Annotated in this window: 23 protein-coding genes and 1 riboswitch; of the genes, 10 read left to right on the top strand and 13 right to left on the bottom strand. The window is 62.1% G+C overall.

From position 1 onward, the window contains the following. Window positions 1-162 precede the first annotated feature (162 nt). Entirely contained in the window at window positions 163-717 is a 555-nt protein-coding gene (locus tag GQ59_RS24050) for a DUF3299 domain-containing protein (RefSeq protein ID WP_037086071.1), read from the top strand. A gap of 74 nt (window positions 718-791) precedes the next feature. Here the strand turns inward: GQ59_RS24050 and GQ59_RS24045 are convergent, their stop codons facing one another. The 5 genes from GQ59_RS24045 to aztD form a co-directional block, all read right to left on the bottom strand. Next, window positions 792-1,556: an ABC transporter permease gene (locus GQ59_RS24045; protein ID WP_037086068.1), complete on the bottom strand. Its 765-nt coding sequence runs from the start codon at window positions 1,554-1,556 to the stop codon at window positions 792-794. Beyond that, window positions 1,556-2,470, bottom strand: a complete 915-nt coding sequence (locus tag GQ59_RS24040; RefSeq protein WP_244448047.1) for an ABC transporter permease — start codon at window positions 2,468-2,470, stop codon at window positions 1,556-1,558. Before GQ59_RS24040 ends, GQ59_RS24045 begins: the two co-directional genes overlap by 1 nt. Before the next feature lie 8 nt (window positions 2,471-2,478). After that, window positions 2,479-3,975, bottom strand: a complete 1,497-nt coding sequence (locus tag GQ59_RS24035) for an ABC transporter substrate-binding protein (RefSeq protein ID WP_037086065.1) — start codon at window positions 3,973-3,975, stop codon at window positions 2,479-2,481. Beyond that, a complete protein-coding gene (locus tag GQ59_RS24030) occupies window positions 3,972-4,781 on the bottom strand; it encodes a (2Fe-2S) ferredoxin domain-containing protein (protein WP_244448046.1) in 810 nt (269 codons plus the stop codon). The genes GQ59_RS24035 and GQ59_RS24030 overlap by 4 nt, the downstream gene beginning before the upstream one ends. A gap of 98 nt (window positions 4,782-4,879) precedes the next feature. Further along, window positions 4,880-5,074, bottom strand: a riboswitch (cobalamin riboswitch). A 177-nt stretch (window positions 5,075-5,251) separates the two neighbouring features. Further along, entirely contained in the window at window positions 5,252-6,490 is a 1,239-nt protein-coding gene (gene aztD, locus GQ59_RS24025) for a zinc metallochaperone AztD (protein ID WP_037086062.1), read from the bottom strand. Between the two features lie 391 nt (window positions 6,491-6,881). Between aztD and GQ59_RS24020 the strand changes: the two genes are divergently transcribed. After that, window positions 6,882-7,865: a substrate-binding domain-containing protein gene (locus GQ59_RS24020; RefSeq protein ID WP_037086059.1), complete on the top strand. Its 984-nt coding sequence runs from the start codon at window positions 6,882-6,884 to the stop codon at window positions 7,863-7,865. 77 nt (window positions 7,866-7,942) lie between these two features. Here the strand turns inward: GQ59_RS24020 and GQ59_RS24015 are convergent, their stop codons facing one another. Genes GQ59_RS24015 through GQ59_RS23995 form a run of 5 tightly spaced genes read right to left on the bottom strand, consistent with a single transcriptional unit; the run spans window position 7,943 to window position 12,985 of the window. Then, window positions 7,943-9,208 carry an ABC transporter substrate-binding protein gene (locus tag GQ59_RS24015; RefSeq protein ID WP_037086056.1) on the bottom strand — a complete coding sequence of 422 codons (1,266 nt, stop codon included), beginning with the start codon at window positions 9,206-9,208 and terminating at the stop codon, window positions 7,943-7,945. A 25-nt stretch (window positions 9,209-9,233) separates the two neighbouring features. After that, window positions 9,234-10,070: a carbohydrate ABC transporter permease gene (locus tag GQ59_RS24010; RefSeq protein WP_037086054.1), complete on the bottom strand. Its 837-nt coding sequence runs from the start codon at window positions 10,068-10,070 to the stop codon at window positions 9,234-9,236. Then, window positions 10,067-10,999, bottom strand: coding sequence for a carbohydrate ABC transporter permease (locus tag GQ59_RS24005; protein ID WP_037086052.1), 933 nt, complete (start codon window positions 10,997-10,999; stop codon window positions 10,067-10,069). Before GQ59_RS24005 ends, GQ59_RS24010 begins: the two co-directional genes overlap by 4 nt. After that, entirely contained in the window at window positions 10,992-12,161 is a 1,170-nt protein-coding gene (locus GQ59_RS24000) for an ABC transporter ATP-binding protein (RefSeq protein ID WP_037086049.1), read from the bottom strand. The genes GQ59_RS24005 and GQ59_RS24000 overlap by 8 nt, the downstream gene beginning before the upstream one ends. Next, on the bottom strand, window positions 12,158-12,985 hold the full coding sequence (locus tag GQ59_RS23995) for a metallophosphoesterase family protein (protein WP_037086047.1): 828 nt from the start codon (window positions 12,983-12,985) through the stop codon (window positions 12,158-12,160). The genes GQ59_RS24000 and GQ59_RS23995 overlap by 4 nt, the downstream gene beginning before the upstream one ends. A gap of 268 nt (window positions 12,986-13,253) precedes the next feature. On the opposite strand from GQ59_RS23995, the gene GQ59_RS23990 reads away from it, so the two are divergent. Then, window positions 13,254-13,547 carry a DUF982 domain-containing protein gene (locus GQ59_RS23990; protein WP_037086044.1) on the top strand — a complete coding sequence of 98 codons (294 nt, stop codon included), beginning with the start codon at window positions 13,254-13,256 and terminating at the stop codon, window positions 13,545-13,547. Window positions 13,548-13,631: 84 nt separating this feature from the next. On the opposite strand, the gene GQ59_RS32095 is transcribed toward GQ59_RS23990, so the two are convergent. The 3 genes from GQ59_RS32095 to GQ59_RS23980 form a co-directional block, all read right to left on the bottom strand. Beyond that, entirely contained in the window at window positions 13,632-13,952 is a 321-nt protein-coding gene (locus tag GQ59_RS32095) for a hypothetical protein (RefSeq protein WP_152564444.1), read from the bottom strand. A 371-nt stretch (window positions 13,953-14,323) separates the two neighbouring features. Continuing rightward, a complete protein-coding gene (locus GQ59_RS23985) occupies window positions 14,324-15,256 on the bottom strand; it encodes a LysR family transcriptional regulator (RefSeq protein WP_037086041.1) in 933 nt (310 codons plus the stop codon). A 208-nt stretch (window positions 15,257-15,464) separates the two neighbouring features. After that, complete coding sequence (locus GQ59_RS23980; protein ID WP_037086038.1) at window positions 15,465-16,538, bottom strand: ABC transporter ATP-binding protein; 1,074 nt, start codon at window positions 16,536-16,538, stop codon at window positions 15,465-15,467. 97 nt (window positions 16,539-16,635) lie between these two features. Between GQ59_RS23980 and GQ59_RS23975 the strand changes: the two genes are divergently transcribed. From GQ59_RS23975 to GQ59_RS23945, 7 genes are all read left to right on the top strand, one after another. Further along, on the top strand, window positions 16,636-17,313 hold the full coding sequence (locus tag GQ59_RS23975) for a GntR family transcriptional regulator (protein ID WP_051904182.1): 678 nt from the start codon (window positions 16,636-16,638) through the stop codon (window positions 17,311-17,313). Beyond that, window positions 17,310-18,293 carry an alpha/beta hydrolase gene (locus tag GQ59_RS23970; protein ID WP_244448045.1) on the top strand — a complete coding sequence of 328 codons (984 nt, stop codon included), beginning with the start codon at window positions 17,310-17,312 and terminating at the stop codon, window positions 18,291-18,293. Before GQ59_RS23975 ends, GQ59_RS23970 begins: the two co-directional genes overlap by 4 nt. Before the next feature lie 25 nt (window positions 18,294-18,318). Then, window positions 18,319-19,518, top strand: a complete 1,200-nt coding sequence (locus GQ59_RS23965) for an ABC transporter substrate-binding protein (RefSeq protein ID WP_037086035.1) — start codon at window positions 18,319-18,321, stop codon at window positions 19,516-19,518. Between the two features lie 66 nt (window positions 19,519-19,584). Continuing rightward, complete coding sequence (locus tag GQ59_RS23960) at window positions 19,585-20,508, top strand: carbohydrate ABC transporter permease (protein ID WP_037086190.1); 924 nt, start codon at window positions 19,585-19,587, stop codon at window positions 20,506-20,508. Then, the gene (locus GQ59_RS23955; protein WP_037086033.1) at window positions 20,505-21,335 is read left to right on the top strand and encodes a carbohydrate ABC transporter permease; all 831 of its coding nucleotides are present in this window, start codon (window positions 20,505-20,507) and stop codon (window positions 21,333-21,335) included. Before GQ59_RS23960 ends, GQ59_RS23955 begins: the two co-directional genes overlap by 4 nt. 55 nt (window positions 21,336-21,390) lie before the next feature. Then, window positions 21,391-22,272, top strand: coding sequence for a sugar phosphate isomerase/epimerase family protein (locus GQ59_RS23950; RefSeq protein WP_037086031.1), 882 nt, complete (start codon window positions 21,391-21,393; stop codon window positions 22,270-22,272). After that, window positions 22,269-23,264, top strand: coding sequence for a Gfo/Idh/MocA family protein (locus GQ59_RS23945; RefSeq protein ID WP_037086028.1), 996 nt, complete (start codon window positions 22,269-22,271; stop codon window positions 23,262-23,264). The genes GQ59_RS23950 and GQ59_RS23945 overlap by 4 nt, the downstream gene beginning before the upstream one ends. Window positions 23,265-23,371 lie beyond the last annotated feature (107 nt).

The raw sequence follows: 23,371 nt of genomic DNA, 5'->3' as shown, positions 1-23,371 counted from the left end.
ATCGAAGCTGCCCACTCCGGTGACTGCGGGCAGAGGCTCGAGTGAGGGCCGAGAAGCAGCCTCTTCCATCTGGCTTTGACCTCAGTCAAGAAATCGAGCTAACATCCGGGACAGCAGCGGCGGGGGCCTGTCGCCGGGGGAACCCTGTGAACGGAGATGCAGATGAGGCGCGCGCTTTTCCTCCTGAAAATCACGACAATGGTGATCGGGACGATTTGTCCGGCATCCGGCGTCTTGGCGGGTGCTCAGCCGGTTCTTTGGAGCGCCCTGCGGCCTGCGGATCAATCGAGGTCTGATGCTGCCCTGCCGGGCATGGCGTCCAGCCGACCCCAAGGGGAAACACTTTCATGGCGTGACGAAGCCCGTACGGTGGAACTGACCGGGTTCATCCTGCCGGTCGACCAGGATGGCGAGATGGTCTACGAGTTCATGCTTGTCCCCTGGGCCGGCGCCTGCAGCCACAGTGCTGCTCCCCCGCCGAACCAGCTGGTGCATGTGGTCGCTGCCGAGCCGTTCCATCTCTCGCGTGTCTATGAAGTCGTCACCGTGACAGGAAATCTGCGGCCCGGTTTGGACAAGGCCCAGCTCTTCATCATGGACGGGGTACGCGTCCTCGACTACGGCTACAGCATGAGCCACGCCCAGGTGGCAAAGGCGACCGGCTTCGTGGACCCGGACCTGAAGACCATCTCGCCATTGGGGATTCTTGCGCGATAAGCAAACCGCCAACGCTGACGGCAGCGTTGCCGCCGTTCTCCCGAACAGATATGAAAGCCGGCTTTCGACCAGCGTCACGCTCGGCCATTGTCGAAAAACCCGTTGAGCAGGACGGTGACCAGGGCGATCGCGACGCCTGGCCAGATCATCAGCATTGGGTGGTCGAAAATGAACATGCGATATTCAAAGAGCATCGATCCCCAATCGGGCTTCGACGGATCGGCGCCGAGGCCGATGAAGGCGAGCGAGGCATAGGCAACTGCCGCAAGTCCCGCCTGGTTGCCGACATAGGCGAACATCAGTGGCAGGGTGTTGGGCAGCAGATGCCGGGCGATCATCCGCAAGGGGGAAACGCCGAGGCTCCTCGCCGCCAGGATGAACGGCCGGCCAAGCACCCGCTGGCTCAGCGAGTGCGCAAGCAGCGCGTGAGGCCCGATGCCGGCCAGGCCGAGCGCCAGTCCGGCGCTGAGTGGCGACAGGCCAAAAATCGCCGCCGCCGTCAGTGCGACGATGAGCGTCGGCACCATGACGAAGAACTCGCAGAAGCGCAGGATCACCGTTTCGCGCCAGCCTCCGAGGACGGCGGCAGCGGTGCCGAGCAGGGTGCCAAACACAAAGCCGATGGCGCCGACCGACAGAATGACGCAGGCCGTCCGCCAGCCGCCGGCCATGATCCGCGACAGAAGATCGCGACCGAGATGATCGGTACCGAGCGGATGGCTGGCGGTCATGCCGGAATGACGGGCAAGCATGTCCACCGCATCGGGATCTTGTGGCTGCCAGAAGCCGCCGACACAGAGAAAGACGGCGAGCGCCGCGAGCATGATCAGCCGGGGCATCAGGCGAGACGCGGATCGAGAAGGCGCATGGCGAGATTGGCGCCGGCATTCATCACAAGCATCCAGATGGCAATGACCATGACATAGGCCTGCAGCACCATCTGGTCGCGTGCCGCGATGCTTTGCACCAGGAACTGGCTGATGCCGGCAAGGCCGAAAAGGATTTCCATGGTCGCGGTGCTGCCGATCACCCAGCCCGCTTCGGAACGGACTGCCGACGAAAGGGCATAGAGCGCGCTGCGGTGGCCGTGTCGCCAGAGCGCCTGTTTGTCCGACAGGCCCTTGGCAAGTGCCGTGCGGAAATGCGGCTGCCCGGCGGTCTCCTTCAGGTCGCGCCGGTAGACCCGGGAGAGAACGGCAACGGAATGCAGCGCGATCAGCAGGACGGGCAGGACGATCGCGGTCCAATCATTGGCGAAGGGTCTGATCCATCGCAGCTGCACACCGAGGACAAAGAGAACGACAAGGCCCAGCCAGAAGGCGGGCACCGCCTGCACGAAGACCGATAGAGCCCGGTTCATCCGATCGACGACACCTGCGGGATAGGCCGCCGAGAAGAATCCGAGCGGAATTGCCAGCACGATCGCCAGCGCCAGGCCGGCGAGACCGAGCGACAACGAGACCGGCAACCGTTCGGCGAATTCGACAAGTACGGGCTCCCCGGTCCGGAAGGAGCGGCCCCAATCTCCGCCGAGGAAATCTGCCAGCCAGTGGAGATAGCGAAGCGGCAGCGGCTGGTCGAGCCCCCACTGCGCCCTCAATGCCGCGACGGTGTCATCCGTCGCCGGCAGGCTCCAGAGACGAATGGCGATCGCGACCGGATCGGCCGGCATCAAGGTGATGACCGAGAAAGAGGCGAGCGAAACCGCCAGCAGCCCCGCTATCGATTGCATGCCGAACCTGACCAGTCGCATCACGTGGCCTACTCCGCCTCGCCGATATCGGCGCGCAGGACGTGGTAGTCGGATCCCCACGGCTCGTAGTTCTTCAACCGCTTCGACAGGCCGACATACCACACGGGCGATACCAGGAAGGAGGCGGGCGCATCGGCGAAGATCTTCTGCTGGGCCTCCAGCGCGATCGCCACTCGCTTTGCCGGATCGCCCTCGGCCGCAAATTGGTTAAGGATCGCGTCGAAGTCCGGCGAGGCATATTTCGCATAGTTCAGCGAAGCGTCGCTTCTCAGCATCGAATTCAGGAAAAAGGCGGGGTCGCCGCTCGGGGCCGTGTGCTGCGCCCAGAGCGCGATGTCGAAGTCGCCGGCCGAAGCCACCTGCTGGATGTTCTCCACCACCTGCGTATCGACCGCGATGCCGATCTTGGCGAGTTCTGCCTTGACCACCGGCAGCATGGTGACGAGATCCGGGCGTTGCGGATAGGTGATGACCAGCAGGCGCAGCGGCGTGCCGCCCTTTTCGCGCATGCCGCCGCTGCCCTTTGCCCAGCCGGCTTCGTCAAGCAGCGCGCCGGCCCTGGCAAGATCGGTCGGCCGTGCCTCCCGGCCTGCAAAGGGGAAATAGGCGGCGTAGGCACCTGTGGCCGGTTCGCCGCCGTTGATCGCGGCTGCAAGCTCCTTGCGGTCGAAGGCCAGATCGATCGCCCGGCGTACCGTCACGTCACTCATCGGCGGGCGGGCGGTATTGAAGAAGGCGAGATACTGGTATCCGACCGGGAACGACTTGATCGTCAGGTCCGGATTGGTCTTGAGCCGGGTCACGACCTCCGACGGCAAGCCGAACGCCATGTCGAGTTCGCCTGCTTCCAGCGCCAGCGTCAGGGTCTGGGCATCGCCGAACTTTCGGAAATTGACCGGCGAACGCTGGTCGGCGCCGGCGAAATGCGCGTTGGGCTCCAGCGTGATCGAGGCATCCGTCTTGAAGCCGGAGATCCGATAAGGACCGCTGAAGACGGTTTTGCCGGCCTCGGTGGGTTTATAGGCAATCAGTGGCCATTCGGCGAAGAGTGCCTGAATGAGCGGCACCGGTTTTTCGGTCGTCACCTTCAGCGTCAGGTCGTCGCCCGCCTCGAAGCTCAGCCTGCCGCCGGTCGCGAGCGCCGCCTTGTTGTTGGCGAACGTGGTGTCGAAGCCGGCGGCCAGTGCCCTGGCGGTCACGGGCGTGCCATCGGAGAACAGGCGGCCGGGTTTCAGGGTCACGGTCCAGGTCAGGTCGCCGACGCGCTCCACCTTCTCGGCCAACTCCGGCACGAGCTTGCCGTCCCGATCGACGGTGAAGAGGTTCTCGCCGACGCCATGGCTGACCAGCGCCCAGCCGTTCGAGCCCTTGGCCGGGTCCGTTCCGCTGGTGATGTAGGTGGCACCGACGCGAAGCGGCTCGCCTGCGAGGACGGTGCCTGCGGTGGCAAAGGTGGCGGCGGCGAGCCAGGCGGCGGCCAGGCGCGACAGAGTCTGCGACGTCAATTCTCTCTCCTCTTGTTCTGTTCGGATGGAGTGCGAAGCCGCTGCTTGCGGCCCGTTGGGTGATAGGCGAAGTTTTCGACGATCCGGCCGCCAAGCAGGTGCTCGCCGATGATCCGGTCGATCGCACCTTCGTTGACCCCGCCGTAATAGGTGCCTTCCGGAAACACCTGCAGCACGGGCGCCAGACTGCAGGGACCGAGACAGGTGGATTTTGCGGTCATCGTGCCATCGCCGGCCGTGCGCAATTTCTGCCGCTCCTGCTGGTTGCGCAGATGTGCCCAGATCACATCGGCTCCGGCCGCGTTGCAGGGACCGCCCTGACAGACGAGCACGCGGCGTTTCTGGGCGGGCACGAGTGAACCTTCGATGACAGGTGGATTTTCGGTCTTTGGGGCATCCAGCTCCTCAGCCGTTTCCAGCAGTTCGCCGAGAAGATGCGCCATCAGCGTGCTGGAGGCGATATCCCTGGCGACGGACAAGGCCGGCCAGGGGCGGCTGTCGGCCGCCTTCCAGCGCGTCAGCGATTTCGTCAGCCAGATATGGAAGCTCGGCTCCTTGGGCAGGACGAGTGGTACGATAACGATGGTTTCGACATCCTCATCGAGCAGACTGGACAGCGCTTCGCGCAGCGAGGGGGTTCCTTGCTCGGTAAAGGCGAACCGGACGATCCCGGCCCCGGTCATGCCGGCCGCAAGCTCCGCGAGCCGCTGCATTTCCAGATGCGGCGATGCCGCAAAGGCGGATTTCGCGATCAGGAGGACGGCGCGCCCGGATGCATTCTGGGAAGATAATCCCTGTGTTTTCACTGCCTTCGTCTCACTCAAAGGAGGAGGCAGCAAAAATGAAGGTTGCGGCAGGCACGATGGCCCGACGGAACCGTCATTCCTGTGGCACACCCCGACCACGGAACTTCTATCGTCAGGCAGGTCTCCTGGCTCGCGGGTCAAAGCCTTCATCGCCCGTCTTCCCGGCATTGGCTGCCAGTGACATGTTGGACGAACGGCTCACCGCTCACAGTTGCGGGACAGCTCCGGTTTTTACCGGATTCCCTCTTAGCTTCCATCGCGGGATGGAAGAACCTTGACGCCGCCAAACTACACTCCATCTGCCGACTGTCAACGCAGCCGCTCCATGCAGCATCACGCGGCTCGTGGTTGCCAAGGTTCAAAAAGGATCCGGGAGGGCTGTCGATTGGGCGCCAGCTGCTGGATAGTCGTCCTGAAATAGGTCCTGGTCCGGAACTGCCGTGGCAATTCCGGACCCGAATGGTATCGCATCAATGCGATGCTCCGGAGCCGCCGACGGCAACGATCGTGAAGGGCTTGCCTTCGACGGGAATCGTACGGACCTCCTTCAGGCTTTGCGCATCGACAACCCGAACCAGCGAGTGCCGCGGATCGGTAATGACGATATGGCCGTCCGCAACGGCAAGGCGTGGGCGCGGATCACGCCAATGGCCGTCCTTGCTGTAGGGCTCGGTGACCTTGGCCTTGCCAACGATCTCGCCCTTGATCACGTCCAGCACATGAAGATCACCGTCCTCCGTCAGGATGTAGGCGTTGCGCGGCGTTGTCGGATCCAGGAGGAAATCGACGCGGCGGGTGGGCAGGCCGATCAGCCGGAAGTGCGCCTCGGCGTCCGGATCGATCAGGACGATTTTGTCTTCGCCGTAGTTGCCGAGGAAGAACTGCATCGCCTTGCCACCAAGCAAGGTCCCGGTGCTGCCCTTTGGCAGGTCCGCCGGGTAAGCGAGCATTTCCAGCCTCGGCCCATCAAGGCCCCCGGGCCGGGCAAGGAGAACGCCTTCCTTGCAACCGAAGGCGACGAGCCGGGTAGAGGTGGCCTCGCCGTGAAGATCGGTGCATTTCGCGACGTCGCCGATCTGTTTGCCCGCCTCATCGACGACGCGAAGACCGACCCTCGGAGGCAGTTCGTCGGGCTTGGTTTCGACTTCAGTGTTTGGGACCGACACGAGCACGAAACGACCCATCGTCACCGCTACGCCGTGATGCGGCTTCGTCGTGTCGATTGTCTTCACGTCAGCCCTGCCTTCAAGAAGAGCTGTTTCGTCGATGATATCCGCCTTGCCGCCTCGATCGTAAAAGAGGATCGCATGGTCGTCATGCGGAACGACGTGGAAGGGACGCTTGCCCTCGAAGGTCACGGGCAACAGCCCGACGTCGGAAACATTCAGATCCCGATGCTCTCCGTGATCGGAGAAATCGATGCCGGTTTTGATGACGTGAACGATGTCATGATCTGACTGGGTCGCGAACACGGTCTGGCCGGACGCGCTGGCGGTGAGAGCTGCGGGACCCTTGACGTCGTAGCTGCCGAGTTCCTTGCCGTTCTCGAAGTTGATGGCACGCACGACGGGGTTCGTGTGATCACCGACAAACAGGCGCCATGCTTCCTTCGTCTCACGATCTTCATCGGCAAACGCTCCGGAAGCCGCAAAGATCAGACCTGACGCGACAGCGGCTAGCAGACGGTTTGGGTTGAGTGGCAAATTCATGAGGTTACGTCCTTAATGTTTGAACTTTTGTCACGCCGAGCGGCGGGTACAGCACATGACCTGCCTTTAGATCTATGGCTGCTGCGATGGTGGGTCTGCATGTGTTATACTGTTACGTCCGGCTGATAAATGTAATAACATTACATGGGCGACTGTTGTCAATCCCCGCGGGGACGACACTTGCCCGTTTCACGCCAGCCACCAGGCCGTGCAGTTTTTTCGGGTTCGACGCGGCAGCGGAAAAATGGCCCTCAAAGATTGCCTGGCGGCAGGCGGGCCTTGCCGGGTTCGAGGAAAATCCGTCGTTGCTGACATAAAACTCTTACATGCCTGGAGGAAACCTGCAGCCGGCAGGCCCCGAGGCCCGGCAAACGGAAGAGGGCATTCTCTGATGACGACATTGCAGCAGGTGGCGATAAGAGCCGGATGTTCGCTGGCGACCGCGAGCCGGGCGCTCAATCGCAACGGCCATGTCAGCGACCGCATGGCCCGCAGGGTTCGCCGCGCGGCGGCAGAACTCGGATATCGGCCGATCAATTCAGCGTCCGGCAGACCCGGGCAACGGCCGGTGGTCGGCGTGCTGATCCCCAGCATCACCAATCCCGTCTTCGCCTCGTCGCTTTCCAGCATCCAGAACCGCATGCTGGTTGCAGGCCATGGCGTGCTGATCGCCCAGTCGAACTACGACCCGGCACGCGAGGCGGACGCGGTCGCCTCGCTTCTCAACGACCGGCCGACGGGCCTGATCCTGACCGTCTGCGATCCCGCCACGAGCGTCGCCCTCATGGCCTCGCTGCCGCCCACCGTGCTTCTCAACAACATGCCGACCTCGCTCTTTCCCGCCGCCGTGACCGTGGACAATCGCGGTGCCGGCCGGGAACTGACGCAGATGCTGATCGGTCTCGGCCATTGGCGCATCCTGTTCGTCTCGGGAAATTTCGCGGCTTCCGACCGCGCGCGTCGCCGGCATGAGGGTTATCGCGATGCGATGATCAAGAATGGATTTGCACCCTTGGAAGCGGTCGAGATTTCCTTCCTCAACGGCTACGACCAACTCGATCTCAGCGCTGCACTCGCGACCGTGTCGCCGACGGCGATCATCGCCTCAAATGATCTTCTCGCACTGGGCGTCATCAGTGCGCTGCGGCGCGAGGGACTTTCCGTACCACGCGATATTTCGGTGGCCGGTTTCGACGGGATCGCCATCGGACGGCTGATGGACCCGCCGCTGACGACGGTGGAGATGCCGGACGCGAGCATGGGGGCGGCGGCGGCCTCGCTGCTGCTGGACATGGCCGAGAATGCGGCGCCCGCCCGGCATCTCGACGTTGCCTATATGCTGCGCCGGGGCGGCACGGTGCAGGCAATCCGGTAACGCTTCGTCAAAAAAAGGAAAACCGCCGCTTCCGATCGGAAGCGACGGCTCGTGGTGCGGTTAGGCCGGATTGGAGTTTAGCTGCGCGGCAGTAAACCCTTCACTTCGGAAGCGGCATCTTCGAGCGCTTCCTTCGGGGTAGCCTGCTGCTCGACGATACGCGACAGGTTCTCGACGATTGCCTGGGTGACCTTGACGCCGTTGGTGCCCGGGAAGGCGTACCAGGGAACCATGCGGTCCATCTGGCTGAGGCCGGCGACGAAGAGCGGGTTTTCCTTGTAGAAATTGCCGAGGTACTCCGGCGACTTGGCGGCAAGCTCGTTGTTGGGAACGTAGCCGGTGCCCGGAACGACGACCGAGGCGCCGTAGGGGCCGGCGGCGAACTTGGCGAACTTCCAGGCGGCCTGCTGCTTTTCGGCATTGCGGGCGAGGATGACGACGGCGTTGCCGCCGGTCGGCAGCTTGCCCTTGACCGGATCGATCAGCGGGATCTGCGCGGTGCGCAGGTCGAATTTGTCGCCGACGCTCTTGATCGTGTTGCGCAGGGCGCCGGTCGTCTTGAACTCGATGCCGACCTTGCCGGCAAAGAAGGCCTGTTCACCGGCCTGGGCCGTGAAAACGGGCAGGCCGCCCTGCTTGACCATGCGGTCGAGCGTTTCGACAGCCTTCAGGCCTTCCGGTCCGGCGAAAGCGACGGACTTTTCGTCGGCGCTCAGCATCTGACCGCCGGCGCCGAACAGGAGTGCCGAGAACATCCAGTCGTCACCCTGCCAGCGGAAGTCGATGCCTTCGACGCCGTTGCCGAGCGCCTTGATCTTGGCACCGAGCGCGATGACTTCGTCCCAGGTCTTCGGAGGAACGTCCGGATTGCCGCCGGCAGCCTTCACCAGGTCGGCATTGTAATACATGATCGGGTTCGACGTCGCGAAGGCGAGGCCGACCTGCTTGCCCTTGACCTGGGCGAGCTTCAGGATGTTGTCGGAAAAGCCGAGCTTGCCCATATCGCCTTCCTTGGCGATGAAGGGAGCGAGGTCGACGGGCAGGTCGCGCTCCTGAACCATGCGCAGGCGGTTGAGGCCGATGAAGGTCAGGTCCGGCATTTCCGCCGTGCCGGCCTGGCGCATGATGAGCTGGATGCCCTCTTCATACGTCGCGGACGGGTTGGCGAACTGGATCTTGATTTCCGGATTTTCTTCCATGAACTTCTTCGAGATCGTGTCCATCACGTCCTTGAAGAAGCCGGGCATGGGATAATGCACGGTCAATGTCGTCTCGGCATGGGCCGGAAGCGACACCGTCATGGCAATCGCCGCGGCGGCGAAAAACTTGGTGAGATGCTTCATCGCATAGTCTCCTGGTTGATGCCGGTCAGCCTTTGAGACCGGTCATGGTGATGCCCTCGACGAAGCGCTTCTGTGCCAGAAGGAAAGCCGCAACGAGGGGAGTGGTGATGATCAGCGTGGCGGCCATCAGCGCGCCGTAGTCGTCGCCGGCCTCGGCGGCGCGGAAATAGAGGAGACCGAGCGGCGGCGTCGCATATGCCTGGTTGGAAACGACGATCAACGGCCAGTAGAGGTCGTTCCAGTGCGCGACGACCGAGAAGATCGCGAACGCGGTGATCGCCGGCCAGGCGTTGGGCACGATCACGCGGCCGATAATGCCGAGTTCCGACATGCCGTCGAGCCGGGCTGCATGGATCAGATCGTCCGGTATCGCACGGAAGAACTGCAGGAAGAGGAAGATGCCGAAGACCGAGATGGTGAAGGGGGCGACCAGCGCAAAATAGCTGTTTAGCACCGCCAGGCGGTCGAAGGCGACATAGAGGGGCAGAGCGGTGGCATGGATCGGCACCAAAAGGCCGAGCATGACGAGCACCATCATCAGCCTTGCGGCGCGGAACTTCAGCTTGGCCATGGCATAGGCGCAGGGGATGGCGATCATGACCTGGAAGACGAAGATCAGCGCGCAGACCACCACGCCGTTCCACAGCAGCGTCGTCATCGAGACACGGGTCAGCGCCTTGGTGAAGTTGGCGACATAGGACCAGTGCTGCGGGATGAGCGACAGCGACGAGGAAAAGATGTCGCTCTGCGCCTTGCCGGCGGTCGAGATCATGAAGACGTAGGGGGCGAGGAAGATCACCGCCCCGAAGATCAGGATCGACAGGCGGACGGCACGCCCGAGAGTGAAGGCTGAAGCGTTCATGAGTAATGCACCTGCTTGTCCTGGACGCGGTATTGCAGGAACATCAGCACCACCAGGATGAGCAGGAAGACGACCGTCATCGCCGAGGCGTAGCCGACCTTCAGGTAGACGAACCCTTCCTGGTAGATGGTAAAAAGCAACACTTCGGAAGCCTTGTTCGGCCCGCCCTCGGTCAGCGTCTTGACCGTCTCGAAGACCTTGACCGCATTGATGATGCTGATCGTCGTGACGAACAGCGTCGTCGGCCCGAGCATTGGCCAGGTGACCAGCCGGAACCGGTCGAAGGCGGAGCGGGCGCCGTCGACATGCGCGGCGTGATAGAGATCGCGGGGGATTGCGGTAAGGCCGGCCAGGAACAGGACGAGATTGAAACCGACCGATTGCCAGATACCGATGATCGACAGGCTGTAGAGGACGGATGTCGAGGCGCCGAGCCAGTTGGGACGCGGCAGGCCGCCGAGCGCCAGAAGCGCGTTGATCGGGCCGATTGTCGGATGGAACAGATATTGCCAGACCGTCGCCATGGCGACGAGCAGCGAGGCAACCGGCAGGAAATAGGCGGTTCGAAAGAGGGAACGGCCGATATTCTCGCTTTCGATCAGCATCGCAAGGCCGAGCGCCATGAAGATCGAGATCGGTGCGACGATCGCGGTATAGACCGTCGTGTTCCACAGCGAGCGGCGGAAGGTCCGGTTCGTGAAGAGCTCGGTGTAGTTGTCGAAGCCGACGAAGCGGAAACCCGCATAACCGAGCTCGTAGTCGGTAAATCCGAACAGGATCACCACCGCCACCGGCAGCAGGATGAAGACGAACAGAAGAACCATTGCCGGCAGCGACAGCACGAGTGCTGCGCGCGCCTCCTGCCGTTCGGCGGCCGAGCGGGAAGGTTTTCTGACCACCGGGAGTGGAGCAGCGATCGCCTCAGCCATGAGCCGTCTCCAAGCTGGCGGGAGCATCGACCGGTGTCGAGGGCAAGCGGCGGCCGTTCTCGGCAAAGACGAAGAGATGGCCGGCCGAGAAGTCGAGACGCACCGGCATGCCGGCGGCGAGACCGTCGCCTTCGGCAGGCGAAAGCTTGACGACCGCGGGTTCGCCGATCGCATCCAGGCGGCAGTAGAGGATGATCTCGGAGCCCAGGAACTCGATGCGGTCGATGCGTGCCGGCAGGCCCTGCTGCCCGCTGCGGGAGACGCGGATGAATTCCGGCCGAATGCCGATCGTCACGGAAGCGCCCGCAGGAACCGTCTCACGGTGTAGTCCCACCCGGATATCGCCGAACCCTATCGTGCCATCGGCCCCGACCTGCGACGGAAAAAGGTTGATGCGCGGCTGGCCGATGAAACGGGCCACCTCGATATGCGCCGGATCGTCGTAGATCACCTGCGGCGAGGCGAGCTGCAGCAGCGACCCGCCGATCATCACCGCAACGCGGTCGGCCATGGACAGTGCTTCCGCCTGGTCATGGGTGACATAGAGCGTCGGCACGCCGGCGCGGCGGTGCAGTTCGACGATCTCGCCACGGGCGTGGACGCGCAGGTTGGCGTCCAGGTTGGAAAGCGGTTCGTCCATCAGGAAGACGGAGGGGCGGCGCACCATGGCGCGGCCGAGCGCGACGCGCTGGCGCTGGCCGCCGGACATCTGGCCGGGCTTGCGATCGAGCAGATGGTCGATCTTCAGCGACACCGCCATCTCGCGCACGTCGCGCTTGATCGCGGCCACCGCCTTGCGCTGGCCGGGCATTAGCGGGCCGATCAGCGGCAGGCGCTGCGCCCGCGTCAGCTTGCGCATGACCAGCGGCACGGCGATGTTCTGCGCCGCCGTCAGATGCGGATAAAGCGCGTAGGACTGGAAGACCATGGCAATGTTGCGGTCTGCCGCCGGCACCGGCAACAGGTCGCGGTCGCCAAGCATGATTTCGCCGGCGTCAGCGCCTTCGAGGCCGGCAAGGATGCGCAGCAGCGTGCTCTTGCCGCAGCCGGAAGGGCCGACGAGGGCAATGAACTCGCCCGGACCGGCGTCAAAGCTGACGCCCTTGAGGATCGGATTGCCGGAGAACGACTTTTCGAGGCCGCGAAGCGAAAGGGCGGTCATTCGGCCGCCTCCGTCTTTACCGGACGCGGATAAATCTCGTCGATAACATCGTCGATGACATAAGCGGTCATACCCGGCACGGCGACGATCTCGGTCTTTACGTCGTCGCCGAAGGTGTGAACGGCGGCGCCGATCAGACGCTCTCCCGGCATTTCACGCTCCAACTTGTCGATGATGAAGGCGGCCGAGGGACCCCAGGTGAGTGCCATATTCTCATGGCGGCCCTGCCATGCCCAATGCAGGTGGCCACTGGCAAAAAGTGCCACGTCATGCGCGGCGAACAGGTCGAAGAGCCGGGCGCGCTCCTTCGGCCGCGCGCCCCAGTAACCGGTATCGCCCTCATGCGGTTCGTCGACGAACAGTGGCTTGTGGGCGAAGAGGGCGATGCGGCGGCTGTTCCGCTCTTCCAGGGTTTTGGTCAGCCATTCGAATTGGGCCTCTTCTTCTTCGTTTTCCTGACCGAGGAGTAGCGAATTGAGCCCGACGAGACGCCATTCGCCGGCGTCGTGAAACCAACGGTCGTCTCCTGCGAGTTCCCGCCAGCGCTCGAGGCGCTCGGCGTTGACCGGCTGCGCGGAACCGGGCGAATGCCCGACATCGTGGTTGCCGGGCAGGATCAGCATCGGGATCGAAGTCTGCCGCATCAGGTCCATGCAGAAGGTGATGTCGCCCGGCTTGTCTGCGCCATCGACGGTCAGATCCCCTGTATGGATGATGAGATCGGCCCGGGTATCCTCCATCCAGGTCAGCAGCGGCGCCCAATTGCCGTTGAAATGCGACTTCTCCGGGCTGAAATGGGTGTCGGTAATCTGGATGATCTTCACGGCAACTCTCCGGTCTCGCAAAATACCTTTCGCAAGTGCGAAGGCGTTTACGGTTCCTTAGAGCGCTATCGTGTCAGGCCGGTTACAGAGTTTTCCAGCTTTCTTTCATTTCTGTCACAGAACTGTAAAACTGGCCGGTTTGCGCCTGACGGATCGCCTCATCGCGTCCCAAAATGCTCTCTCGGACGAACAACCTCGGTGTCTTGAACCTACCGCTTCATCTCCTAAATCAGTCTGCGGTCCACGGCGAAAAGGAAAGGAGGTCGCGATGGCTAACACGTTTTTTGAAAAGCCGCTGTTTGTGAAAACATCTCATTATATTCAAGAGCTTGCCAGCCTGGAAGAGGTCTTCGACTTTCTCGACGAGTGGCCAATCGACAAAAGAGGTGACACATACGAGGTGTTGTCCAAAGCTTGTCGCCTGGCCGCCCAAGGCGTCTTCCCCTTGCCGGCAATCCGAGAGAATGTGCGCCGATTCCTGCTGAAGGAGCGCGTGTTGGCGAATATCGAGGAGGTACCTCTGTTCGCGGGGCGCATGAACGACCGCAATCTTGGCTCATGAGGCGCCCTCGATCAGCCGGAACGTAGAAAAGCCCCGCAGCCAATATGGCGGCGGGGCTTTGAACGACGAAATCTGCCCGTCGTGTCAGCAGGAATTTGCCTGGTTGGTTGGGCTGTTGGGGTTGGAGGTGGATGCGTTGGTGCCGGCGGCTCCCGCAGTCGTCGGGCTCTTGCCGCAATTGGCGTTGCTGCTTCCGGCCGTCCCTGCGCCCTGCGTGTTGGCGTTACCTGTTGCCGACGTTCCGGGCGCGGTCGTATCGGTCGCCGTCCCGGCTCCGGTTCCGGCGCCCAAAGAGCCGGTCGAACCCGAACCACCGGTGCCGGAACCACCACCAGCACCCTGTGAGAATGCAGAAGTAGCAAGACCGAGCGCGAGGGCGCTCGCAGCGAGACGTTTGGCGATCATGAAGTGTTTCCTCTCAGTTTTTCATTGCGGCCTTCTAACCGCGGTCGCATGGAAAGTTCCCGTCGCTGAAACCATTCGGCACAGGCTGGAATCGTGAGAGTTTCGGCAGCTGGTCAGGCGCACCACACGTCGCCTCCGTTATCGGAACCGTGGGTAAGCGCTGGTTTGGATACGAGAACCGATGCGTCCGGACTATCAAATGGTATCTGGCCATGGTTTTTCGGTCCAGCCGGTCCGCTCTGGGTTACGGGACGAGAGAGGCTGCTGCTTTGAGCAAGGGGTTTTCGTTCTTCGGGAAGTCTTCGCCCTGCCCTCACGGGCCCTGTCATCAGCACGGCGACCTTGTGAGAGTATTCCGACCTGCGGAAGGTTCATTCCAGCGAAGGGGACGTGCCCAGATCGCTTGATCGTTCGATTTCTCGCAGAAGTACCGATACGGTCGGACGGACGTCGCCCTTGCGGCGAAAAACTGCATAGATGTCGCGCGTCAGCGAAATCTCATTCAGTTGGAGAGCCACCAATCCCAGGCCGCTTCCTTGAAGGTTCGCTCGTGTCAGATAAGCCAGATGGTGCGTGCGCGAGATCATCGACGTGAGAAAATTGATGGACGTCGTTTCCACGGCGACCACCGGTTTTGGTAGGCCGGCCGCGCGGAAAAGAGATTCGAGCAGCAGCCTGTCGGTTTCGGGGAGCGGCGGCAGGACCCAGCTATAGTCTGCCAGATCAGAGATTGTCAGATTCTCACGATCTGCCAGCGGATGCGATTGATGTGCAACAATTCGCACGGGTTCCCTCGCAACGAGCTTCCATTCAAAGTCCTCATTCAGGATTTCGCTCGGTTTTACAGTAAAAACGATGTCGAGCTTTCCGCCGAACAACTGGGGAAGCAGGACTTCATTGATGCCCTCATGCACCATGACGCCAACATCCGGACGGGAGACCGCGAAATGGTTCAACGCATCGGGAATAAGTTGCCGCAAGGCGGCAGCCATGCTTCCAATTCGAAGGGAGCCACGGCGGGCGCCGCGGAGCGCGTCTATTTCATCGACGGCTTCGTTGGCCAGCGACAACAGCAATTCGCTGTAGCCGATGAGCCGTTGACCGAAAAGGGTCGCCTGAACTCCGCTCGGTCCTCGGTCAAGCAGGCGAACGCCAAGCGCCTGTTCCATGCCGCGGATGCTTTTGCTGAGAGCAGGCTGGGTGAGCCGCAAATTCTCGGCCGCCATGCTGAAGCTGCCAGTGTGAACAACTGCCATGAAATGCCGCAACTGACGAAGATCAAGCCTCTGAAGGTTGTTATTCATGCTTCCCACTCTGATTTAGCCGGTCCCGGCGGCCACTATGAACCATGGTCACGCCGAGGCAACCGCCAGACGGTTTACCGTCCGCGTCCGTCACATCCAATCCGAAGCCGCCGGAGCGATCCTGGGCATCAGCATCGGCGGGTAACTTCTACGATGGTCGCCTTCGCTTCACGCTGGAGTTCTCCCGGATCGTGTGAACGGCTCAGGCTCAGTTCAGCCTTTTGCCGGTCTCGGCGGCGAACAGGTGCACTCTCGCGGGATTGCCCTTCACATGTATCGTTTCGCCGACCGTGATGTCGCGCTCTCGGGGGAACTCGACCGTCAGCATTTTCGAATGGCCCACTTCGACATAACCGTAGGTCTGGCTGCCGAGCCGTTCGGCCACCATCAGTTCACCGCTGAACCAGGCCTGTTCGGGGGAACAGGGGGCCAGTTCTTCAGGACGAATTCCAAGCATGACCTCCTGGCCGGCAAGCGCGCTCGCACCAGGAATGCTGCCAGCCGCAGTCTTTCCCAGAAGTGTCAGGCGTTCTCCCTCGGAGGCGAGCTTCGCCGGCAGGATGTTCATGGTCGGGCTGCCGATGAACTGGGCGACGAAGAGGCTCGACGGCTTGTGATAGAGATCGAGCGGCTTGCCGATCTGCTCCACCACGCCGCCGTTCATCACCACGATGCGGTCGGCCAGCGTCATGGCCTCCACCTGATCGTGCGTGACATAAACCGTGGTCGCCTTCATGCGGTTATGCAGTTTTGCGATTTCCAGGCGCATCTCGACGCGCAGCGCCGCGTCGAGGTTGGAAAGCGGTTCGTCGAACAGGAAGGCCGCCGGCTCGCGGACAATGGCACGGCCCATGGCGACGCGCTGGCGCTGGCCGCCCGACAATTGTGCCGGCCGGCGATCGAGATAATCCCTGATCTTGAGGACATCTGCGGCCTGACCGACGCGGCTTTCGATTTCCCGGTCGTCGCCGCCGCGCATCCTGAGGCCGAACGACATGTTTTCCCGCACGCTCATATGCGGGTAGAGAGCGTAATCCTGAAAGACCATGGCGATGTTGCGCTCGGCCGGCGGAAGCAGGTTGACCGTGCGGCCTTCGATATCCAGTTCGCCACCGGAAATCTCCTCCAGCCCGGCGATCATGCGCAGAAGCGTCGATTTCCCGCATCCGGAAGGGCCGACGAGAACCAGGAATTCGCCGCTTCGGATCTCGATATTGATGTCGTGGATGACCTGCAGGGCGCCATACGACTTCCGGATTTTCTTCAACGCTATGCCAGCCACGAGGTCCTCCCGACTATTTTTCAAGCTTGACGCCAGTTATCGATATCAATATCGATAATGATAGTTGTTGAAATGCGCAACCGGCTGGATGAATGAGATGGCCTATTTTTCCGCTAGATCGACATCGATCAGATCGCCCAAGGCGGGCGCTGCCTTCAATGCGTTGAAGCGCGACATCATGCTCGGAACGCTGGCGCCGGGAACCGGCCTTACGGAACTCGAGCTTGCGGCCCACTTCCAGTGCAGTCAGGGCACCGTCCGCGAGGCGCTCCTGCAGCTTCAGGAGGAAGGGCTGGTTCGTCGCCGGGGGCATCGTGGGACGCAGGTTTCCGAGTGCACGGAAGACGAGGCAATCGAGATGTTCCGGCTGCGCCAGCAGATAGAGGGCAACGGCATGGCACGCGTCATGCGCGCTCGCAGCCGTACGCTGGTCAAGGAACTCGATGGCTTCCTCGACAAGATGCTGCTTGCGGCGGCGGCGGGTGACGAATTGGAGCTTGCAGCCTTCGACCGCGATTTCCATCGGCGCATTTTCGAAGATGCCAACCTGCCGGCGCTCGATCCGATCCTTCATCGCTGCCTCGTGCACAATCACCGGTTCAAGATTTCTCGCAGCCCGATGGCGCGGGATCTCGAGGCAACGGCATTGCGGCATCGCAGCATCATCGACGCGATCGAAAGCGGCGACATAGCGCGGGCGACCGCTGCCATGCGTCATCATATCGCGACCATCGTCGATCTCGGGCCTGAGGTTTTCCCGGAGGCGACACAGTGAACGACCTCTCCCAGCTGCCGGGGACGCTTTCCGACGAAATGCTGGCGCTGACGCTGCGGGTTGCGGCGGAACTCGGACCTCTGCCGGATCCGACGACCCTTCCACCGGCGGAAGGTCGTGCACAGACGCTTGCTGCCAATATGCGGTGGAATGTCAATCTGCCAGCCATGGCAAACGTCGGGGAGGTTTGGGTAGCGCAAGATACGCGCCTTGGTTCGGCCCGCTGTCGCCTCAAGGTGTGCGTGCCGCCGGATGCCGCGGATGGCGCCATCCTGTTCGTGCATGGCGGGGGCTTCGCCTTCTGCTCGCCGGAAACCCATGAGCGTTGCGCGCGGGTTCTAGCGTTGGAAAGCGGCATGCCGGTCGTGATGCCCGATTACCGGCTGGCCCCGGAAGCGCCCTATCCGGCAGGGCTATTGGATATCGTTGCAACGCTGCGTGGTCTTTTCGAGGTGACCGCCGGCGAGGGCGTCCGCCCTGGCCCCCTGGTCATTTCCGGCGACTCGGCGGGAGCCAACATTGCTCTGGCAGCGATACTGCATGAACAATCCGATGGCCGACGGCTGCCGGATGCCGCGCTGCTCTTTTACGGCACTTATGCGCGTTCTTTCGAAACGGCATCCTACGTCCATTTCGCCGAAGGCCCGGGGCTCACACGCGGAAAGATGCAGCGCTACTGGTCGTTCTATGCCGGTGAGCGCGCCGTCGGGGACGATCCGCTTGCCTGCCCCCTCATGGCGTCCGATGCGGCCCTGGTGACGCTGCCGCCGCTTTATCTGATGGCGGCGGCGGTGGACCCGCTGCTTTCCGACACCTTGAGCCTGAGCCAGCGCCTCAAGGCTCTCGGCCGGGACGACGAACTGCACGTCGTGCCGGGCGTCATCCACGGTTTCCTGCAAAACACCAATGAACTTTCGGCCGCGCGGGAGGCGTTGGCGGCCGCAGGCAGTGCAGCAAGGCGACTGACACAACGTCGATGACGTGAACGATCAAGAGGAGGAGACTATGAAATTTCTGAAGACACTCGCGCTCGGCGCCGCTTTTGCGGTTTCGGCCGCGTTCGGTCAGGCGAGGGCGGAAACCGTCCGCTTCTGGTACCATTTCGACAACCCGGCGAACCCGATGTCGGACCTGGTCAAGAAGTTCGAGACAGCCAATCCCGGCATCAAGGTCGAAGCCGAGAACGTGCCGTGGAACAGCTACTACGATAATCTTTATACCGCGCTGGTCGGCGGCAATGCGCCCGATGCGGCGATGGTGAAGCTCTTTGCCCAGCCCCGGCTTGCCGAAATGGGCGCGCTGGAGCCGATCGGCAAGCAACTCGACGCGTGGAAGGGCAAGGCCGACCTGCTGGACAACCTGCTCGACCTGAACAAGGGTCCGGACGGAAAGCAGTATTACCTGCCTATCCAGTACGTGGTTCTTTATCTCTATTACCGGACCGATCTCTTCCAGGCGGCTGGTCTGCAGCCACCCAAGACCTGTGAAGATTTCCGCAATGCGGCGATCAGGCTCACCAATGCGCCGCAGACCTACGGCTTCGGCTTGCGCGGCGGCAAGGGCGGCTGGGACCAATGGGGCGCCTTCGTCCTGTCCCAGGGCGCCGAACTGAAGCCGGGTGGCCTGACCAGGCCCGAGGCGATCGCCGCCAATCAATGGCTGGTCGATCTCTTCCAGAAGGACAAGGTCATTCCGCCGTCCGCGCCGAATGATGGTTTCCAGGAAATCGTCGCCGCGTTCAAATCCGGCAAGACGGCCATGACCATCCACCATATCGGTTCGTCCAAGGATCTCGTTGCTGCCCTCGGCGACAAGGTTTCCGCCGTGCCGGTTCCGAAATGCGGCAATGGTCAATGGACGTCCTACGGCGACGAGTCGCTTGCGATCTTCTCCTCGTCCTCGGTCAAGGACGCTGCCTGGAAGTGGATTTCCTTCCTGGCCGAAGGGCAGAACAACGTCGCCTTCAACGGAGCGACAGGCCAGCTGACCGTCACAAAGAGCGGCTCTGCCGACTGGAAACTCCATGAGCGCCGTTTCGTCGAAGCAACCGTACAATCCTTGCCGTTCGCCAGGGTGCTGCCGCAGACCTCGGCGGTCTCCGAATTCGTCAACACGGCCTGGCAGACGAACATGCAGCAGGCGCTGACCGGCCAGATCACGCCCAAGCAGATGATGGAACAGCTGCAGACGCTGTTCGCCCAGTAAAAGTCGCCTCCGGTCCCGGCACGTCCTGTGTCGGGACCTCTTTCCCCGCCTCGAGGCTGGATGCGCATGTCCCGATCGAACCCTTCTCCCGTGGAGCGCCGCACGCTGTTCAGCTGGCATTCGGAACGGCTTCTGCCGTACTGGCTGCTTGCACCGGCTGTCGTGGTGACCGTCGTCATCGTCTTCATGCCGATGGCGCAGGCCGTCTTCACCAGCTTCTACGACCTGATCCTGTTTCGCCCCAATGCCAGCAAGTTCGTAGGCTTCGGCAACTACGTCAAGCTGTTCAACGATCCGGTCTTCTGGACGGCGTTGTGGAACACCATCATCTGGATCGGATTGACCGTACCATTGCAGATGGGGCTCGGGCTTGTCGCGGCCCTGCTTCTCAATCGCGAGTTTCCCTGGCGTGGACTGGCACGGGCGCTCATCATCATTCCCTGGGCGCTGCCGAGCGTTGTGATCGCTCTGATGTGGCGCTGGATCTATGATCCGAATACGGGCGTGCTCAACGACATCCTCATCTACCTGTCGATCGTCCAGTCCGCAGTTCCGTGGCTCGCCGATCCGAAAGTGGCGATCTATGCGATCATCGCCACCCTGACCTGGCAGGGTTTTCCCTTCTTCGCGGTGATGATCCTTGCCGGTCTTCAGGGTATTCCGCGCAGCCAATATGAAGCGGCGTCGATCGATGGTGCTTCCACCTGGCGGCAGTTCGTCCATATCACGCTGCCGGGCATCGCGCCGGTGCTTGCCACCGCCGGTTTGCTGCGGGTAATCTGGGTCGCCAATTCCATGGATGTCATCTTCGTCATGACCGGCGGCGGCCCCGGTTATGCCACGCATACCTTGCCGCTTTATGCCTTCGTCAAGGCGCGCCAGAACCTTGATTTCGGATACGGCACCGCGATCGCCGTCACCTTCACGATCCTGCTCGGCGCCTTTGTGGTTCTCTATCTCTCCCGTACGATGCGCGAGGTGGAACGATGAAACAAAGTGCACTTCGCCGGATCATCACCACCGACCTTCCGGTCCTGCTGATCGTCCTCTTCGCCATGGCGCCCTTTGCCTGGATGATCCTGACATCGCTGACGCCGACCGCGGTGTTGAGTGCGACGGGCGTGTCGCTTTCGCCGCTCGGCTGGAGCCTCGACAACTACGTGCGGCTCATCGAGCAGACATCCTTCCTCAAGAACATGCTGGACAGCCTGATCATCGCCGCCGGCACGGTTGTCGTCGGGCTTATCGTCTCTGTCACGGCGGCCTATGCCTTCTCGCGCTTTCGTTTTCCGGGCCGCAAGCTGTTGATGCTGCAGTTCCTGCTGATCAACATGTTCCCGATCGTGCTGCTCATCCTGCCCCTCTTCGTTTTGATGCGCCGCTTCAACATCCTCGATACCCATTTCGGCCTGATCCTCGCCAATGCGACGGTGGCGATCCCGTTCGCGGTGTGGATGCTGACAAGCTATATCGGCGCCATCCCGAAAAGCCTCGACGAAGCGGCGATGACCGACGGATGTTCGCGCCTGTCGGCGCTGCGCAAGATAGTCCTGCCGCTGACCATGCCGGGCATCATCTCGACCGGCATCTACATCTTCATCACCGCCTGGAACGAATATCTTTATGCGCTGACGCTCGGCGGGAGGAACGTGCGCCCGGTCACGGTCGCGATCCAGACGCTGATCGGCGAATACCAGATCGAATGGGGACTGCTGGCGGCCGGCGCAGTCGTCGGCGCAATGCCTGCGACCATCCTTTTCCTTCTCGTGCAGCGGCGCCTGATCGGTGGGCTGACCCAGGGCGCGGTCAAGGGATGAGAGCAGGGATTGGTCGGCGCAGCCGACGAAACGGAATGTAAAAGAGGACGATACGATGAACCCCATCGGGTTGATTTCCATGCAGTATGCCAGGCCCTTCACGGCCGAGCATTTTCCGCTGTTTGCAAAGATGCGTCAGCACGGTTTTGACTTCGTGGAGCTTCTGGTCCCGGAAGCCGGCGAACTCGACATCAGGGAAACGAAGAAGGCGCTCGACGATGCCGGTCTCGGCGTCGTGCTCGCAGCCCGCGTCAACCTCCAGCGTAACCTTGCGTCGGCCGATGGCGAAGCCCATCGGGCCGGTGTCGAATACCTGAAATACACCGCCGATTGCGCGGCAGGCCTCGGTTCGAAGATCGTCGGCGGGCCGCTGACCGGCAATCCTCTCGTGTTTGCCGGCCGTGCCCCGCAGCCGGTCGACGAGGCCGAACGGCTGGCCCGCAAGGAGCGTTGCGTCAAAGGCCTGAGGCAAGCCGGAGACCACGCTGCCAAAATGGGTGTTGTGCTGGCCGTCGAGCCGCTCAACCGCTTCGAAAGCGACGTTCTTTGCACCACGAAACAGGCGATGGAACTGCTGGATGCCGTCGATCACCCAGCCGTCAAGCTGATGCTCGACACCTTCCACATGCACATGGAGGAAAGCTCGATCGCCGAGGCCATCCGGCTAGCCGGTGGCCGGCTGGTGCATTTCCAGGCCAATGAAAATCACCGCGGCTTTCCAGGCACGGGCTCTACCGATTGGGTCGATGTCTGCCGGGCGCTTCACGAGATCGGTTACAAGGGGCCGGTCTCGCTGGAACCGTTCCGGCGCAATGACGACCGCTTCGGTGTGCCGTTTGCCCAATGGCGCCCGCCCCACGAGGACGAGAGCGATCGCCTCGCGGCCGCGAGCGCATTCATGAAATCCCATCTCCTGCTTACGGAATATCGTCGATGACTTTGAAAATCGGTTGGATCGGTTGCGGCGTTCACGCAACCCAGATGCTGCTTCCCCAACTCGTGCGCCACGACGTCGAGATCGTCGCGCTGTGCGACATCGACGGCAAACGCCTGAAGGACGCCGGCCGGCAATTCGGCGTTGCCAACCTGACGACGGACGCGCAAACCCTGCTTTCGACCCACGGCATCGATGCGGTCGGGATGGCCGTCGGCCCGGATCAGCATCTCGCCTTCGGCAAGGCGGCGCTCGAACGGGGCTTGCCTGTCTTCATGGAAAAACCGCCATCGGGTTCCGCCGCCGGGGCGCGGGAGCTTCTGGCCGCTTCGGAAAAGGCAAAGAAGCCGCTGCTGCTCGGCTTCATGAAGCGCTATTCGATCGGCAACCGCATGGCGGCGAATATCGTCAAGTCCGGCCGCTTCGGGGACGTGCTCGGGCTGACCGGTTATTACATGACGGCACCGGGCTATTTTGCCGGCAATGTCGATTATACCGGCTTTTTCCTGCATCACTGCGTTCACTACATGGATCTGGCGTCCTTTCTCGTGTCGCCGGTTCGTTCGATCTCGACCCGCAAGGTGGAAAAAACTCCGGGCCGACTGCTCTTCCATGTCGCCTTTGAGTTCGAATGCGGAGCGATCGGCAACATCGCCATGGGTACGATCCAGTCGCGCGGCACGCCGGTCGAGCGGATCGAGCTGATGGGCGACCATCAGCGTATCGAGGTGGAGGACGTGATCGAAATCCGCTGGCATCGCAATCCGCCCTTCAAGATCGACGACCTGGGCGCAACGCTGAAGGAGGACTGCGACACGCTGGCGTGGAAGCCGAACTTCACCGCTGCAGCCAACGAGGATCCGAAGGGTTACCATTCGTTGCTGGCCGATGTGGTCCCCGCGCTTGCGGGGGCGACAACACCCGCACCGTCGATTACCGATGGCGTTGTTGCCATGGAACGCCTGGAAACGCTCCGGCGCGAACTCGCCCTCTGAGAAATCCGGCCCTGGCCAACGCCTGTTAAGGAAGCGGGAGCCACCGGACTGGCAGTCGTCCGGAGGGAACGTCGGTCCGGTTTTCCGTCGCCAGCCTGTTTTCCGCT

The sequence above is a fragment of the Neorhizobium vignae genome, assembly GCF_000732195.1.
GTDB lineage: Bacteria > Pseudomonadota > Alphaproteobacteria > Rhizobiales > Rhizobiaceae > Neorhizobium > Neorhizobium vignae.
The sequence above is the reverse complement of the archived record's forward strand: the minus strand, read 5'-3'. Positions and strand labels throughout refer to the sequence as shown.